Below are 14746 nucleotides of genomic sequence, written 5' to 3' on the forward strand. Positions count from 1 at the left end.
ACGGCGGATCCCGTGTGACCCGGCCTGACCTCAGGTCGGGCGGGCCTGGGTCGCCACGGGCGTGCGCCGGCTGTTGGCGGCCAGGCCGGTTTCCACCAGCTGGGCCATGCCCGGCACCATTTCCTGCCGCAGCCAGTCCAGCTTCTGCCCCGGGGCGCCCCGGCCGGCGGTGGGGAAGGCGCGCTTCCAGCCGCCCAGTTTCACCGCCAGGCCGCAGCATAGGGCGCCGACGCTGGTGTGATGCGCCTCGATCTCACGCCGCATGGCCTGGAAGCCGTCCGCGGACAGGTCATCCCACAGCTGCCGCGTCATGCGGTCGAAGCTGCGGAAGCATCCCTCCAGCTGGGCCATGATGATGTCCAGGCTGGTATCCACCGTGGTGATCAGGCGCTGGGCGGCGCTGTCGCTTTGCACCAGGGGCGCGCGTTTCAGATCCACCAGCCAGCGGCCGAACTCCTCCAGCAGGGCATGGGCGCCGTCGCGGCAGCTGCGGAAATAGGCGACCGACAGGAAGATGTCGCCATACTGCGCCAGGAATTCGGGAATCTCGGTCAGCTTCAGGCCCAGCCGCCCGGCGATGTGGCGCAGGTTGGCCAGGGTCTCCGCCCGGTCGGGGCTGGAGAGCAGGGCGGTCAGGTCGCCCATGTTCTCAACCCGCGCCGCCTGCTCGCCATAGACGCGGCGCAACAGGGGGCGGGTGAAGCCCTGCATGTAATGGGTCAGCTCTTCCTGCTTCTCCGGGGACAGCACCAGGTGCTGGTGCTCATCCACCGCGATGCCCAGGGCACGCAGCTCGATGCGCAGGGAGTAGACGTCGAACGACGCCACGGCGCCCAGTTTCAGCAGCAGGGCCATATCGCGTTCCAACGAGGCCTTGTCGGCGGCGAATTCCCGCCCCAGGCCCTCGATCTGGATGAGCCCGGTGCCGGCGCGGGCGTCGCGGAACAGCTCCACCATCGTTTCCAGCCGCGCCGTCTTCACCAGGCGCGCGCGCTTCAGACCGCTGACGGTCAAGGGCAGCAGGTGCAGCGGCAGCAGATGCAGGGCGTCGGTTTCATCCGACCAGGCGGCGGTGTCACGAACAGGACGATCGGCGGCGGCGTGGGAGATGCCGTCGGCGCGGGGCGGCTCCAGCGTGACCGGGCGCAGCGGCATGGCACGGGGCAGGGCGGGGGGCGGCGGCGAAGCCATGGGGTCGGCGCCTGGTGACGCATCGTGGACTGCAAGCGGCATATGGTCGTCCTGAAAGCCGTAATGCGGTCCGTCACCCGAATTGGACGGCCGATGGAAAGGGCGGAACCGGGCTGCCACCCTGTTTCCGGCAATCAACATAAATCCAATTGAGTACTAGTAAAGTACTAACTCAATGGGTGGGGCGAGTGGGGGACGCGTTTGCTCCATTTTTAGTGTTGTCGGCAATAATTACATCAAATCCAATATAATTACTCGTCACAATTCATCGCTTCCCGTAGGTAAGTGGGCGCCCTATGTGGCTGAATGGGCGGATGGTCGAGGGCAGGGGCGGGGCCGTGGCGCGGTCGCGCCCCGCGTCCGCCGCCGGGCAGCCATCCCGTTCTTGCCTGCGGGCGGCGGCGGGGCCATAGTCCGGCCCCGATACGGCGGCGTCCCCCGTGCGGGGGCGTATCCGTCCCCCCTGACCGCCCTAGGGATCCCATGCGCTTTCCGCACCGGCACCTGCTTGGCATCGAAGGCCTGAGCCAGGCCCAGATCAACACCATCCTGGATCTGGCCGACACCTACGTCGAACAGAACCGCAGCCCCAACAAGAAGTCGGACGTGCTGCGCGGCAAGACCGTGGTCAACCTGTTCTTCGAGAACTCCACCCGCACCCGCACCAGTTTCGAGCTGGCGGCCAAGCGGCTGGGGGGCGACGCTATCAACATGTCGGTTGATGGTTCCAGCGTGAAGAAGGGCGAAACCCTGCTGGACACCGCCACCACGCTGAACGCCATGCACCTGGACGTGCTGGTGGTGCGCCATCCGGAGTCGGGCGCGGTGAAGCTGCTGGCCGACAAGGTGAACTGCGCCGTGATCTCCGGCGGCGACGGCGCGCACGAGCATCCGACCCAAGCGCTGCTGGACGCGCTGACCATCCGCCGCAACAAGGGCCGCCTGGATGGCCTGACGGTGACCATCTGCGGCGACATCCTGCACAGCCGTGTCGCCCGGTCCAACATACAGCTCCTGAACATCATGGGTGCGCGCGTGCGCGTGGTGGCGCCGCCCACCCTGCTGCCCCGCGCCATCGGCGAGCTGAGCGTGGAGGTGCACCACGACATGGCCACCGGCCTGAAGGATGCCGACATCGTCATGATGCTGCGCCTGCAGCTGGAACGCATGCAGGGGCAGTTCGTGCCCTCGGTGCGGGAGTACTACCGCTTCTTCGGCCTGGATTATGAGAAGCTGGCGGCGGCCAAGCCGGACGCCCTGATCATGCATCCCGGTCCGATGAACCGCGGTGTGGAGATCGACAGCCTGGTGGCCGACGACATCAACCGCAGCGTCATCCTGCAACAGGTGGAACTGGGCGTGGCCGTGCGCATGGCCTGCCTGGATCTCCTGACCCGGCATGGCCGCAACGACCCTGCCTGACGCGCGCCCCCGTCTCCGCCCCGCCTCACCGCCTCTCGACCTTCCGGGACCATCCCCATGGCCACACACGCCCGCACCGCCATCCTGAACGCCCGCCTGCTGGATCCGGACAGCCGCCTGGACCAGCGCGGTTCCCTGCTGATCGACGGGGGCAAGATCGCCGATCACGGCCCCGGCCTGTTCCGGGACGGCGTGCCGGACGGTATCGAGATCATCGACGCCGAAGGCGCCTGCGTCGCCCCCGGCCTGGTCGATCTGCGGGCCCAGGTGGGCGAGCCGGGGCACGAGGATAATGAGACGCTGAAGACCGCCAGCCAGGCGGCGGCGGCCGGCGGCATCACCGCCCTTGCCTGTCTCCCCGACACCGACCCGGTTATCGACGATGTGGCGGGCCTGGAGTTCATCGCCCGCCGCGCGCGGGAGGTGAAGCTGGTGAAGGTTTTCGCCTATGCCGGCATCACGCGCGACCTGGGCGGCAAGGAACTGACCGAGATGGGCTTGCTTGCCGAGGCCGGCGCGGTGGGCTTCACCGATGGCGGCAAGGCCGTGGCCGACGCCCTGGTCATGCAGCGGGCGCTGGCCTACGCCAGCATCTGGGGTCGCCCCATCATGCAGCACCCGCAGGAGCCGCGACTGGCCACCGGCGCCATGAATTCGGGCGAGATCGCCACCCGGCTGGGCCTGTCCGGCATTCCCGCCGTGGCCGAGGTCATCATGCTGGAGCGTGACCTGCGCCTGGTGGAGGCCACGGGCGGCCGCTACCACGCCGCCGACATCTCCACCGCCGAGTCCGTGGCCGTCATCCGCGCCGCCAAGCGCAAGGGCCTGAAGGTCACCTGCGACACCGCCCCGCCGTACTTCACCCTGACGGAACGGGATGTCGGCGACTACCGTACCTTCTTCAAGCTGTCGCCGCCGCTGCGCACCGAGGACGATCGCCAGGCGATCGTGGAAGGGCTGGCCGACGGCACCATCGACTGCATCACCAGCGACCATCTGCCCTGGAATCAGGACGCCAAGCGCGTGCCCTTCGCCCAGGCGGCCTTCGGTTCCGTGGGCCTGGAGACGCTGCTGCCCCTGACGCTGGATCTGGTGCACAAGGGGCACTTGAGCCTGCTGGACGCCTTGGCCACCGTCACGGTCAAGCCGGCCGCCGTGCTGGGCCTGGGGCTGGGCCGCCTGCGCACCGGTGCCGCCGCCGACCTGGTCATCTTCGATGCCGAGCGGCCTTGGCGCGTGGATGCCGAGGCGCTGCACAGCAAGTCCAAGAACAGCTGCTTCGACAAGCACCCGGTGCAGGGCCGCGTGCTGCGCACCCTGGTGGATGGCCGCACCGTCTTCCAGCTGGCGGCCTGATGCCCATGGACACGGCGGCGCTGCCCCTGATGCCCCTGCTGCTGACGCTGGCCGGCGGCTACCTGCTGGGCTCCATCCCCTTCGGCCTGGTGCTGGCCTATCTGGGCGGCTATGGCGACATCCGCAAGATCGGCTCCGGCAACATCGGCGCCACCAACGTGCTGCGCACCGGCAACAAGCCCCTGGCCGCCGCCACCCTGGTGCTGGACAGCGGCAAGGGCGCCATCGCCGTGGGCGTCGCCCACTGCCTGGCCATGAGCTTCCTGCCGTCGCCGGACGCGCCGCACCTGGCCGCCCTGGTGGCCGGCGGCGGCGCCATGCTGGGCCACACCTTCCCGGTGTGGCTGGGCTTCAAGGGCGGTAAGGGTGTGGCCACGGCGCTGGGCGTGCTGCTGGCCACCTGCTGGCCGGTGGGCGTCATTGCCTGCCTGACTTGGCTGCTGGTGGCCGTCCTGTTCCGCATCTCCTCCCTCTCCGCCCTGGTGGCCCTGGCCTTGGCGCCGCTGGTCGCGTGGTTCCTGCCGGCGGTGTGGCCGGACGCCGCCGACTTCGGCGCCGGTGGAGCGGAAGCCGCCCTGGCGCTTGCCATCGCGGTGCTGGTGTGGATTCGCCATCACGCCAACATCCGACGCCTGCTGGCGGGGACGGAACCCCGCATCGGACAGGGGAAAAAGAAGGAAGGCTGACCCAGCTCAGCCCCTTTGAACCTCGGGGCGCCTATCCTTATGTCAAGGATGTCCCCTTGAGGAGGAACGGTGATGAGCAAGAAGACGGACAAGGACGCCGATACCGGCAGCATCCTGGGCAACATCATCCTGGAAGAGGTGGTGGAGGCGATCGAAGAGGCGCGCTCCCCCACGCCGGACATCTTCCCGCCCATCCCGCACGAGGTGCCTCAGCCCGAGGGTGCCCCGTCGGTGGACAAGCGGGAAGAGGAACGTGAGTCCCCGAGGAAGCGGCCGGATGCGCCGGGGCACCACAGCCGCTAGCCTCACGGCATCCACACCTCAGCCCTGGCCGGCGGCCTTCAGGATCAGGCCGGCGATTTCCTGCGCGTGCGACACTAGGGTCAGATGGCCGCCGTCGACCTCGATGGTGTCCGCGTTCATGCGCTTGGCCAGGAAACGCTCCAGGTCGGGGGAGATGGTCAGGTCCTGCTTGGACACCGCATAGTAGCTGGGCTTGTCATGCCAGGCGGCGGCGGTGGTGCGGCCCGCGAAGATGCTGGCGGCCGTCGGGCCCTGTTCGGCATACAGCGCCTTGGCCTGCGCCGGGGCGACACCGTTGGCGAAGTAGTCCAGGAAGCCCTTTTCCGAGATGACGGTCATGCCGTCATGGTTCTGCACCTCCGCCCGCACGGGCATGGTGGGGAACTTGGCCGAAAGGGCCACGAAGTCCTCGTTCGCATCCGGGGCGCGGGCGGCGACATAGACCAGGGCCGTGACCTTCGGGTCGGTGCCCACATCGCTGATCACCGTGCCGCCCCAGGAATGGGCCACCAGCACGGTGGGACCATCCTGCTGCGCCAGCACAGCGCGGGTGGCGGCGTCCGACTCAGCCAACGAGGTCAACGGGTTCTGCACGGCCGTGACATGCAGTCCCTTCGCCTGCAGGATCTTGATGACCTCGTTCCAGCTGGATCCATCGGCCCAGGCGCCGTGCACCAGCACGACGTTATGGACGGGGGCCGGAGCCGCCGGGGTGGTGGCCGCGGCGGCAGGCAGGGCAACGGTGGACGCGGTCAGGGCGAGGGCGGCGACAAAGGACAGCTTGCGAAACATGGCGGGTCTCCTAGCATGGGATCGAACAGGGGGAAGCGCTGTGGCCTCTTTCCTGTCTTCGGCGGCCCGGCCCCGGGCGTAACAGCGCCCGCGGAATTTTTTTTGAGAAAATTTTTTCGAGCCGCCGCGTAACAATCCGGCCCCCGCCGGCGAAGGATGGATATGGACCCGTTGGAAGAGCGGTGGGCGGCGGCGATGCGCGCGGAACGGCGTGGCGATGCCGCCGCCTATCAGCGCTTCCTGGCCGAGGCGGCAACGCTGTTCCGGCGGGTGGTCCATAACCGCCTGGGCCGCTTCGGCCTGGGCACGGCGGAGACGGAAGACATCGTGCAGGAAATACTGATCGGCCTGCACACCAAGCGGCATACCTGGGACCCTGGCCGGCCCCTCATGCCCTGGCTGCACGGCATCGCCCGCTACAAGTTCCTGGACGCGGCCCGCAAGCTGCGGCGGGAGGCGTCGGGCACCGCCGACCTCACCATCGACGACCTGGCGGACGCCCTGGCGGCGCCGGAGGAGGAGCGGGAGCGCGCCCTGGTGGACGTGGATCGCCACATCGCCCAGTTGCCGGCCGGCCAGCGGGGCGTGGTGCGGGCCCTGGCCGTGGAGGGGCTCTCACCCCAGGCCACGGCCCGGCAGCTGAACCTCAGCGAAGGCTCCGTCCGCGTGCTGTTCCACCGCGCCCTGAAGGCCCTGTGGAACGCCGCCGATCCGCCCGCTGGGGATGAAAGAGGGAGGAAGCCATGAACCGCTCGACCGAGACCTTGATCGCGCAGCTGTCGGGGCAGGCGGGGCGCCGTTCCGGCTTGCGCATGGAGGCCTTCCCCGCCGTTCTGGTCCTGGCGCTGACCCTGTCACTGGCTATCGCCATTGCCGTGGTTCTGGCCCTGGCGGGTGTGCGGCCGGACATCGGCACGGCGGCGACGCAGGCGCCCTTCCTGTTCAAGGTGGCCGGCACCGGCGCCTTGGCACTGGCCGGCGCCTGGCTGGTTCTGCGGTCGGCGGCGCCGGGGCGGGGACTACCGCGCCTGGCCCCTTTGCTGCCCGGCTTCCTGATCATGACCTTCCGAGCAGCCACCGACCGCTCCGGCCTTTCCTATTTGGGCCTGCACACCTATTCCGCCCTGACGTGCATGAGCATCATCATCGCGGCCTCCCTGCCGGCCCTGGCCGCCCTGATCCTGCTGCTGCGCCACGGCGCGCCCACGGAGCCGGTGCGCGCCGCCGCCGTGGCCGGTGGCCTGGCCGGCGCGCTGGGGGCCATGGCCTATGCGCTGGCCTGCGAGAACGACGCCGGCACCTTTGTGCTGCTGTGGTACAGCGCCGCCATCGCCATCATGGCGGCGGTGGGCGCCGTGGCTGGGCGTATGGCGTTGCGGTGGTAGGGGGCGGGTCAAGGCCATCGCTGAGCGCCGTGCAGAACACGCAGGATCACTACGGTATTTGATCTGATTCGATAGACGACAATGTACGGCGTATCGGTGACGACCAGTTCCTGGGTGCCAGCCACCCGACCGGGGCGGCCACTACGCGGATACTGCGCCAACTGCTCCACCGCGGCTTCCACCGCATCACCGATCCTGACGGCAGCAGTGGGATTACGATCCGCGATATAAATGATCTGATTGCCGAACTCGCGCTGGGCCGCTGGCAACCATTCAATCTTCATTCGCCAGCCTCAGGGCACGCTTCAACAGCTCAGCCCGCTGTAGATGCCAATCGGCTTTGACCTGTTCATGGGGAATTCGTGCCACCGACGGGTCATCCGATTCCCGCAGGCCTTGTTCCACCTGAGCGCGGAACCACGCATCATGCTCCCGGGCTTCCTGCCTCTGGCGGACGAAGTCTCGCATGAAATCGCGAACGATTTGTGAGGCCGGACGATGGACGGCCTCAGCCTCAGCCATGAATTGGTCGCGTAGGTCCGCTTCCAATTTCAGCGTGAACATTGCTTCCTTGGCCACGAGGCACCTCCGATCATATAGACAAGGTATATACCTCAGGGGTCGTTAGAACCAGCCCACGGGAATCTTAATCCTTAATCCACTCCACCAGCGCCTGGTTCACCGCCGCCGGCTGTTCCAGGGTGGTGGCGTGGCCGCATTGGGGCACGACCACCAGCCTTGCGCCGGGGATGGCGGCGGCCATGTCGTGGGACCGTTGCGGCGGCATCAGGGGATCGCTGTCCCCCACCAGCACCAGGGTGGGTACACGGATGGCGGGCAGGGTGGGGCGGCTGTCGGGACGGCCGATGATGGCCGCCGTCTGGCGCGCCAGCCCCTCCACCCCGACCGTCAGGCCCATGCGCAGGTTGACCGCCGCCAAGTCCGCGTCATCCCGGCGGTCGGGATGATGCATGGCGGATATGGCATGGCGCAGCACGGTGGCGAACTTGGCCTTGCGCGCCAGGGCGACAAAGGTCCGGCGCTGCTCTGACTGCTCAGGCGTGTCGGGCAGTGCCTGGGTGCTGATCAGCGCCAGCTTCACCACCCGTTCCGGCGCCTGGCGCATGATTTCCAGGGCGACGTAGCCGCCCATGGACAGGCCCGCCAGGGCGAAGCGGGGCGGGGCCTCAGCCAGGATGGCGGCCGCCATGTCCGCCATCGTCTCCCCCGTCAGGGTGTTGGCGACGGTGACGGGGCCGTGGGGCCACAGCGCCGCGACCTGCGGGGCGAACACCTCGGCCGTGCACAGCAGGCCGGGGATCAGGACGATGGGCGTCATGCCCCTTTGGCCTTGCGTTTCTTGTTGGGCACCACGGCCTCCACCGCCGGCGGCACTTCCGACAGGTAGGGCTTCAGGTAATGGCCGGTGTGGCTTTCCGGCACGGTTGCCACATGCTCCGGCGTGCCTTCGGCCACGATACGGCCGCCGCCGGCGCCGCCCTCCGGCCCCATGTCGATGATCCAGTCGGCGGTCTTGATGACCTCCAGATTGTGCTCGATCACCAGCACGGTGTTGCCCTGGTCCACCAGGGCGTGCAGCACCTCCAGCAGCTTGCGCACGTCCTCGAAGTGCAGGCCGGTGGTGGGCTCGTCCAGGATGTAGAGGGTTCTGCCGGTGGCGCGGCGCGACAGTTCCTTGGCCAGCTTCACGCGCTGGGCCTCGCCGCCCGACAGGGTGGTGGCCGGTTGTCCGACATGGATGTAGCCCAATCCGACCTCATCCAATGTCTGCATGCGGTCGCGGATGGCGGGCACGGCCTGGAAGAAGGACGCCGCCTCCTCCACCGTCATGTCCAGCACGTCGGCGATACTCTTGTCCTTGTACAGGACCTCCAGCGTCTCGCGGTTGTAGCGCTTGCCGTGGCAGACGTCGCAGGTGACGTAGACGTCGGGCAGGAAGTGCATCTCGATCTTGATGACGCCGTCGCCCTGGCAGGCCTCGCACCGGCCGCCCTTGACGTTGAAGCTGAAGCGGCCGGCGCCGTAGCCCCGGGCCTTGGCCTCCGGCAGGCCGGCGAACCAGTCACGGATCGGCGTGAAGGCGCCGGTGTAGGTCGCGGGGTTGGAGCGGGGCGTGCGGCCGATGGGCGACTGGTCGATGTCGACGATCTTGTCCAGGTGCTGCAGGCCCAGGATGTCGTCATGCGCGCCCGGATGTTCCCGCGCGCCGTTCAGGCGCTTGGCCAAGGCCTTGTACAGCGTCTCGACGATCAGGGTGGACTTGCCGCCGCCGGACACGCCGGTGACGCAGGTGAAGGTGCCCAGGGGGATGCGGGCGTGCACGTCCTTCAGGTTGTTGGAGCGCGCGCCGATGACCTCCAGGAACTGGCCCTTGTGGCCGGCGCGGCGGCGGTCCGGCAGGGCGATGCGGCGCCGGCCGGTCAGGTAGTCGCCGGTGACGCTGGCCGGGTTCGCCATGACCTCCGCCGGGGTGCCGGCGGCCACCACCGTGCCGCCATGGATGCCGGCGCCTGGCCCCATGTCGACCAGATAGTCGGCGGTGCGGATGGCGTCCTCGTCATGCTCCACCACCAGCACGGTGTTGCCGAGATCCCGCAGGCGCTTCAGCGTGGCCAGAAGGCGGTCGTTGTCGCGCTGGTGCAGGCCGATGGAAGGTTCGTCCAGCACGTACAGCACGCCGGTCAGGCCGCTGCCGATCTGCGAGGCCAGGCGAATGCGCTGGCTTTCGCCGCCCGACAGGGTGCCGGAGGCGCGGTCCATGGCCAGATATTCCAGGCCGACGTTGTTCAGGAAACCCAGCCGTTCGTTGATTTCCTTCAGGATGCGGTTGGCGATGTCCTTCTGCTTTTGCGTCAGGTGGCCGTCCAGGCCCAGGAACCAGGCGCCGGCTTCCTGGATGGACATGCGGCTGACCTCGGCGACGTTCAGGCCGTTGATCTTGACGGCCAGCGCCTCCGGCTTCAGGCGCGCGCCGCCGCAGGCCTCGCAGGGCTGGGCCGACTGATACTTGGAAAGCTCCTCCCGCATGAAGTTGCTTTCCGTCTCCTTCCAGCGGCGCTCCAGGTTGCGCACCACGCCCTCGAAGGGCTTGTTGGTCTCGTAGGAGCGCAAGCCGTCGTCATAGCGCAGGGTCACCGGCTTGCCGCCGGAGCCGAACAGGATGAGGTTCTTCAAATCCTCCGGCAGGTCGCTCCACGGCGTGTCCATGCGGGCGTTGTGGTGGCGGGCCAGGCTTTCCAAGGTCTGGGCATAGTATTGGGAGGTGGAGCCCGCCCAGGGAGCGATGGCGCCGTCCTTCAGGGACAGGCGCGTGTCCGGCACCACCAGTTCAGGATCGAAATACAGCTTCTGGCCCAGGCCGTCGCAGGCGGGGCAGGCGCCGAAGGGATTGTTGAAGGAGAACAGGCGCGGCTCGATCTCCTCGATGGTGAAGCCGCTGACCGGGCAGGCGAACTTGGCGGAGAACACTGTGCGCTCGCCCCCGTCCGCGTTCTCCGCGAACACCAGGCCGTCCGCCAGTTCCAGCGCCGTCTCGATCGAATCCGCCAGGCGGTTGCCAAGGCCTTCCTTCACGACGATGCGGTCGACCACCACCTCGATGTCATGCTTCAGCTTTTTGTCCAGCGCCGGCGCCTCGTCGATCTCCATCATCTCGCCGTTGATCTTCACGCGCTGGAAGCCGCGCTTGCGCAGCTCCTGAAGTTCCTTCTTGTACTCACCCTTGCGGCCGCGCACGACCGGAGCCAGCAGGTAGAGGCGCGTGCCCTCGGGCATGGCCATGATGCGGTCCACCATCTGGCTGACCGTCTGGCTTTCGATGGGCAGGCCGGTGGCGGGGGAGTAGGGGATGCCGACCCGGGCAAAGAGCAGGCGCATATAGTCGTAAATCTCCGTCACCGTGCCGACGGTGGAGCGGGGATTGCGGCTGGTCGTCTTCTGCTCGATGGAGATGGCGGGGGACAGCCCCTCGATGCTGTCCATGTCCGGCTTCTGCATCAGCTCCAGAAACTGGCGCGCATAGGCCGATAGGCTTTCCACATAGCGCCGCTGCCCCTCGGCGTAGATGGTGTCGAAAGCCAGCGAGGATTTGCCCGACCCCGACAGCCCGGTGATGACCACCAGCTTGTCGCGCGGCAGGTCCACGTCGACGTTCTTCAAATTGTGTTCCCGCGCGCCGCGGACGCTGATATATTTGTTCATGGTATGTTCTGAATAATCGATCGGGGCAGGCGCTGGCAAGGGGGATTACGCGGGTAGGGCGCCCTCCCACCGGCCAGCCGGCGACAGCGCCTTAATATGGGGACGCCCGTGTCAAAAGGCGACAGCAGGATTCACCCCCTTAAGGACGATTTCGTGACGGGGGGCAGGGTGCCCCAAAGGGGCGCCTGGATCGATATTTTGGGTATGCCGGGGGCCTCGACCACCATGGCTGTGGCGTTGACTGCGGCCGGCGGTGTAGGCTCTCCCCATCAACGGCGGGGCGTTTTTCGCCCTCATTTGGATTCAGGACGGATCGGACATGGCTGGCAGCGTCAACAAAGTCATCCTCATCGGCAACCTGGGCAAGGAGCCCGAGGTCAGGTCCATGCAGAACGGCGGCAAGGTGTGCAACCTGCGCATCGCCACGTCCGAGACGTGGAAGGACCGCAACAGTGGGGAGCGGCAGGAACGCACCCAGTGGCACCAGGTGGTGATCTTCAATGAGGCGCTGATCGGTGTTGCCGAGCGCTTCCTGAAGAAGGGCTCCAAGGTCTACATCGAAGGCCAGCTGGAAACCCGCAAGTGGACCGACCAGTCCGGCCAGGAGAAGTACACGACCGAAGTGGTTCTGCGTCCCTTCCGGGGGGAGCTGACCATGCTCGAGGGCCGTGACGGCGGCGGTGGCGGTGGCGGCTACGAGTCGGGTGGCGACTTTGGCGGCGGTGGGTCCAGCTACGGCGGCGGCGGCGGCGGGGGTGGTGGCTACGGCGGCGGGTCTTCCGGTGGTGGTGGCTACGGTGGGGGTGGTTCCTCCTCCGGCGGTGGTTCGCGCGGCGGCTTCGGCGGCGGCGGCAAGCCGGCCGATGACCTGGACGACGAAATCCCGTTCTGACATTCAGACCATAAGAGCCAAGGGCCGCGTCAGCGCGGCCCTTTCGCTAGGTTCCAACAGCATTAGGACGTGCGGCCCCGCCCCCGGCTGCTGTTGCCGGTCGTCGCCGTGCCGGCAGTGCTTTCCGACCGGTCGCCCTGCGGCCCTCGCTGGCCGCTGCCGGCTGCGTCCCAGTCCCCCTTTGACCCGCTGGCGCCGCCGGTGCCGCCGGTCTTAGGCGGGGCATCATGGCCGGCGATCGGCCCCTCCATCCCGCGCGACTTCTTGGTCGCGGCGTGGCCGGTCATAGCCCACTCATCCTTCAGACGCTGCGGGTCGCTGGCCTCGCGCACATCATGCTTTTTGTCCGCGGCGCCGCGCTGGTCCGGCTGCGCGGCCTGTTGGCGGGCGTGGTCGTGGTGATGCTGGGGCATGCTGTCCTCCGGCGGTCATCGTGCGGCTCATTCGCTACGGCCGGGCTACCCGGCACATTCTTAAGGCTCGAGAGCGGACATTCGTTCCCCCGGTCGCTTCGGCGCCAGTTTGGGGCGCCGGTTTGGGGATTGGGCATGGGCCATCTTCGCTTTCGGGGGATTGCCGCCGACCGGTCCGGGAATGGTAGGCTGGCCGCCAACAGGTTAACGGCGGCGCTGGCCTTGTAGCGGCGGCGCCCGGCATAGCGAGACTGAGACCATGCGCACGCTGAAGGTCGCCCTGCACCAGATGAACTACACCACGGGCGATTTCCGGGGGAATTTCGAGCGGACCAAGGCCAGCATTCTGGCGCAGCGGCAGGCCGACCTGCATGTTCTGCCGGAGTGCGCCGTGGCCAACTATGCCGCCGGCGACTATCTGTTGGAGGCCGACTACCAGCAGGCCATCGTCCACTGGACGGAGCAGTACCGCCTGCTGTCTGAGCAGGCCGGCACCACCATCGTCGTGGGCACCCCCCTGCGCGGCAAGGTGCAGGGGCGCAAGATGGGCAACGGCCTGGTGGTGTTCGAGCGGGGCCGCGCGGTGCTGAGCCAGTTCAAGACCCATCTGCCCAACTATGACGTCTTCGACGACGTGCGCTGGTTCGAGGCGCGGGGGGAACAGATGGGCGCCGATGCCGAAATGGGCGTGCTGCGGTTCCAGGCCGCCGGCGGCCCCGTCACCCTGGGCTTCTGCATCTGCGAGGACATCTGGTTCGACGACGTCACCCATGACCTGAGGCAGATGGGCGCGGAGGTCATCGTCTCCCTCAACGCCAGCCCCTACGCCATCGCCAAGGGCAATTTCCGCCGCCGCCTGTTCGCCCAGCGCATCCAGGAAACGGGCCTGCCCCTGGTCTACGTCAACCAGGTGGGCGGCAATGACGAGCTGGTGTGGGAGGGCTGTTCCGCCATCATGGATCCGGCGGGCGCCATTTATGAGATGGCGATCGGCGGGGAAGGGGGCGCCACCGTGACCCTGGCGGATCAGGGCCAGGGCTTCCGCTTGGCCGAAACGCAGGCGCCTGTCCAACTGACCGACCCGCAGGAACGCTATCTGGTCGTGGGCCTGGGCCTGCGCGACTACATCGAGAAGAATGGCTTCCAGGACGTGGTCTTCGGCCTGTCCGGTGGCGCCGATTCCACCCTGGTGGCGGCCCTGGCGGCCGACGTGTTCGGCCCCGCCAAGGTCAATGCCGTCATGATGCCCTCGCCCTACACCAGTTCCGGTTCCAACACCCGGGCGGCGGAGTTCGCGGCGGGCGTGGGGGAGGGCTTCAGTGCCATCAGCCTGCCCATCACCGTGGAGTATGAGGCCGGGCTGGCCAAGTTCCGCAACGCCTTCGGCCGCGACATGGGCAGCCTGGCCGACGAAAACCTGCAGGCGCAGATCCGGGGCAACACCCTGTCCGCCATCTCCAACGACCATGGCCGCCGCGCCATCCTGGGCACCAGCAACAAGAGCGAGATCCTGATGGGATACGGCACGCTCTACGGCGACATGCGCGGCGCCTTCAACCCGCTGAAGGACCTGTACAAGGCCATCGATGTCTTCCCCATCCTGGAGATGCGCCTGGCCCAGGCGCAAAACCCGGACCCGCTGTTCGCCCGCATCTGGGAAGGGGCCTTCGGCAGGCCGCTGGAGCCCTATGACGCCAAGGCCCAGGCCGCGCTGCGCGCCGTCATCGATGTGGAGCCTAGCGCCGAGCTGAAGCACAACCAGCGCGACACCGACAGCCTGCCCCCCTATCCCCGCCTGGACGCGGTGTTGTGGGAGATGGAGGACGCCAAGGAGCGCCAGACCGACGCGGAGATCGCGGAAAAGCTGGGTGAGCCGCTGGAATTCGTGCAGGACATCCGCCGCCGCGTCCGCCGGGCGGAGTTCAAGCGATTCCAGTCCCCGCCCGGCCCCAAGGTGCACCGCAAGTCGCCCACCACCAAGGACCGACGCTTCCCCCTGACGGCGCGCTTCACGGGCTGATCGCGCCCCTCCCGTGACCTTTCTGTAGCGGTGGCATCGCGCCGGTGCGGCCGGCCCGCTACCGC

15 protein-coding genes are annotated in these 14746 nt (G+C 67.8%); 8 read left to right on the top strand and 7 right to left on the bottom strand.

Annotated elements, in window-relative coordinates:
- Positions 1–30: 30 nt before the first annotated feature.
- On the bottom strand, positions 31–1191 hold the full coding sequence (locus FBZ87_RS08715) for a hypothetical protein (protein ID WP_145609961.1): 1161 nt from the start codon (positions 1189–1191) through the stop codon (positions 31–33).
- 483 nt (positions 1192–1674) lie between these two features.
- Between FBZ87_RS08715 and FBZ87_RS08720 the strand changes: the two genes are divergently transcribed.
- The 4 genes from FBZ87_RS08720 (at position 1675) to FBZ87_RS08735 (ending at position 4958) form a co-directional block, all read left to right on the top strand.
- Positions 1675–2613 (top strand): aspartate carbamoyltransferase catalytic subunit, encoded by a 939-nt coding sequence (locus tag FBZ87_RS08720; protein WP_145609962.1) that lies wholly within the window; start codon positions 1675–1677, stop codon positions 2611–2613.
- A gap of 57 nt (positions 2614–2670) precedes the next feature.
- The gene (pyrC, locus tag FBZ87_RS08725; RefSeq protein ID WP_145609963.1) at positions 2671–3969 is read left to right on the top strand and encodes a dihydroorotase; all 1299 of its coding nucleotides are present in this window, start codon (positions 2671–2673) and stop codon (positions 3967–3969) included.
- The gene (gene plsY / locus FBZ87_RS08730; protein WP_246134308.1) at positions 3969–4655 is read left to right on the top strand and encodes a glycerol-3-phosphate 1-O-acyltransferase PlsY; all 687 of its coding nucleotides are present in this window, start codon (positions 3969–3971) and stop codon (positions 4653–4655) included. Before pyrC ends, plsY begins: the two co-directional genes overlap by 1 nt.
- A gap of 72 nt (positions 4656–4727) precedes the next feature.
- Complete coding sequence (locus FBZ87_RS08735; protein ID WP_145609964.1) at positions 4728–4958, top strand: hypothetical protein; 231 nt, start codon at positions 4728–4730, stop codon at positions 4956–4958.
- An 18-nt stretch (positions 4959–4976) separates the two neighbouring features.
- Here FBZ87_RS08735 and FBZ87_RS08740 read toward each other — a convergent pair whose 3' ends face one another.
- Positions 4977–5750 carry an alpha/beta hydrolase gene (locus tag FBZ87_RS08740; RefSeq protein ID WP_145609965.1) on the bottom strand — a complete coding sequence of 258 codons (774 nt, stop codon included), beginning with the start codon at positions 5748–5750 and terminating at the stop codon, positions 4977–4979.
- 162 nt (positions 5751–5912) lie between these two features.
- Here FBZ87_RS08740 and FBZ87_RS08745 point away from each other — a divergent pair, with 162 nt between their 5' ends.
- Both FBZ87_RS08745 and FBZ87_RS08750 read left to right on the top strand, forming a co-directional pair.
- A complete protein-coding gene (locus FBZ87_RS08745; RefSeq protein WP_145609966.1) occupies positions 5913–6497 on the top strand; it encodes a sigma-70 family RNA polymerase sigma factor in 585 nt (194 codons plus the stop codon).
- Positions 6494–7135, top strand: coding sequence for an NrsF family protein (locus tag FBZ87_RS08750; RefSeq protein WP_145609967.1), 642 nt, complete (start codon positions 6494–6496; stop codon positions 7133–7135). The genes FBZ87_RS08745 and FBZ87_RS08750 overlap by 4 nt, the downstream gene beginning before the upstream one ends.
- Before the next feature lie 8 nt (positions 7136–7143).
- Here the strand turns inward: FBZ87_RS08750 and FBZ87_RS08755 are convergent, their stop codons facing one another.
- From FBZ87_RS08755 to uvrA, 4 genes are all read right to left on the bottom strand, one after another.
- Positions 7144–7419, bottom strand: coding sequence for a type II toxin-antitoxin system RelE/ParE family toxin (locus FBZ87_RS08755; RefSeq protein WP_145609968.1), 276 nt, complete (start codon positions 7417–7419; stop codon positions 7144–7146).
- Positions 7409–7714: an antitoxin of toxin-antitoxin stability system gene (locus FBZ87_RS08760; RefSeq protein ID WP_145609969.1), complete on the bottom strand. Its 306-nt coding sequence runs from the start codon at positions 7712–7714 to the stop codon at positions 7409–7411. The genes FBZ87_RS08755 and FBZ87_RS08760 overlap by 11 nt, the downstream gene beginning before the upstream one ends.
- Before the next feature lie 67 nt (positions 7715–7781).
- Positions 7782–8474 (bottom strand): alpha/beta fold hydrolase, encoded by a 693-nt coding sequence (locus tag FBZ87_RS08765; RefSeq protein WP_145609970.1) that lies wholly within the window; start codon positions 8472–8474, stop codon positions 7782–7784.
- On the bottom strand, positions 8471–11356 hold the full coding sequence (uvrA, locus tag FBZ87_RS08770; RefSeq protein WP_145609971.1) for an excinuclease ABC subunit UvrA: 2886 nt from the start codon (positions 11354–11356) through the stop codon (positions 8471–8473). The genes FBZ87_RS08765 and uvrA overlap by 4 nt, the downstream gene beginning before the upstream one ends.
- A 319-nt stretch (positions 11357–11675) precedes the next feature.
- Here uvrA and ssb point away from each other — a divergent pair, with 319 nt between their 5' ends.
- On the top strand, positions 11676–12248 hold the full coding sequence (ssb, locus tag FBZ87_RS08775) for a single-stranded DNA-binding protein (RefSeq protein WP_145609972.1): 573 nt from the start codon (positions 11676–11678) through the stop codon (positions 12246–12248).
- A gap of 62 nt (positions 12249–12310) precedes the next feature.
- Here the strand turns inward: ssb and FBZ87_RS08780 are convergent, their stop codons facing one another.
- Positions 12311–12661 carry a hypothetical protein gene (locus tag FBZ87_RS08780; RefSeq protein WP_145609973.1) on the bottom strand — a complete coding sequence of 117 codons (351 nt, stop codon included), beginning with the start codon at positions 12659–12661 and terminating at the stop codon, positions 12311–12313.
- A gap of 259 nt (positions 12662–12920) precedes the next feature.
- On the opposite strand from FBZ87_RS08780, the gene nadE reads away from it, so the two are divergent.
- Positions 12921–14681 carry an NAD(+) synthase gene (gene nadE, locus FBZ87_RS08785; RefSeq protein ID WP_145609974.1) on the top strand — a complete coding sequence of 587 codons (1761 nt, stop codon included), beginning with the start codon at positions 12921–12923 and terminating at the stop codon, positions 14679–14681.
- Positions 14682–14746 lie beyond the last annotated feature (65 nt).

The sequence above is a fragment of the Nitrospirillum amazonense genome, assembly GCF_007828035.1.
GTDB classification, from domain to species: Bacteria; Pseudomonadota; Alphaproteobacteria; order Azospirillales; family Azospirillaceae; genus Nitrospirillum; species Nitrospirillum amazonense.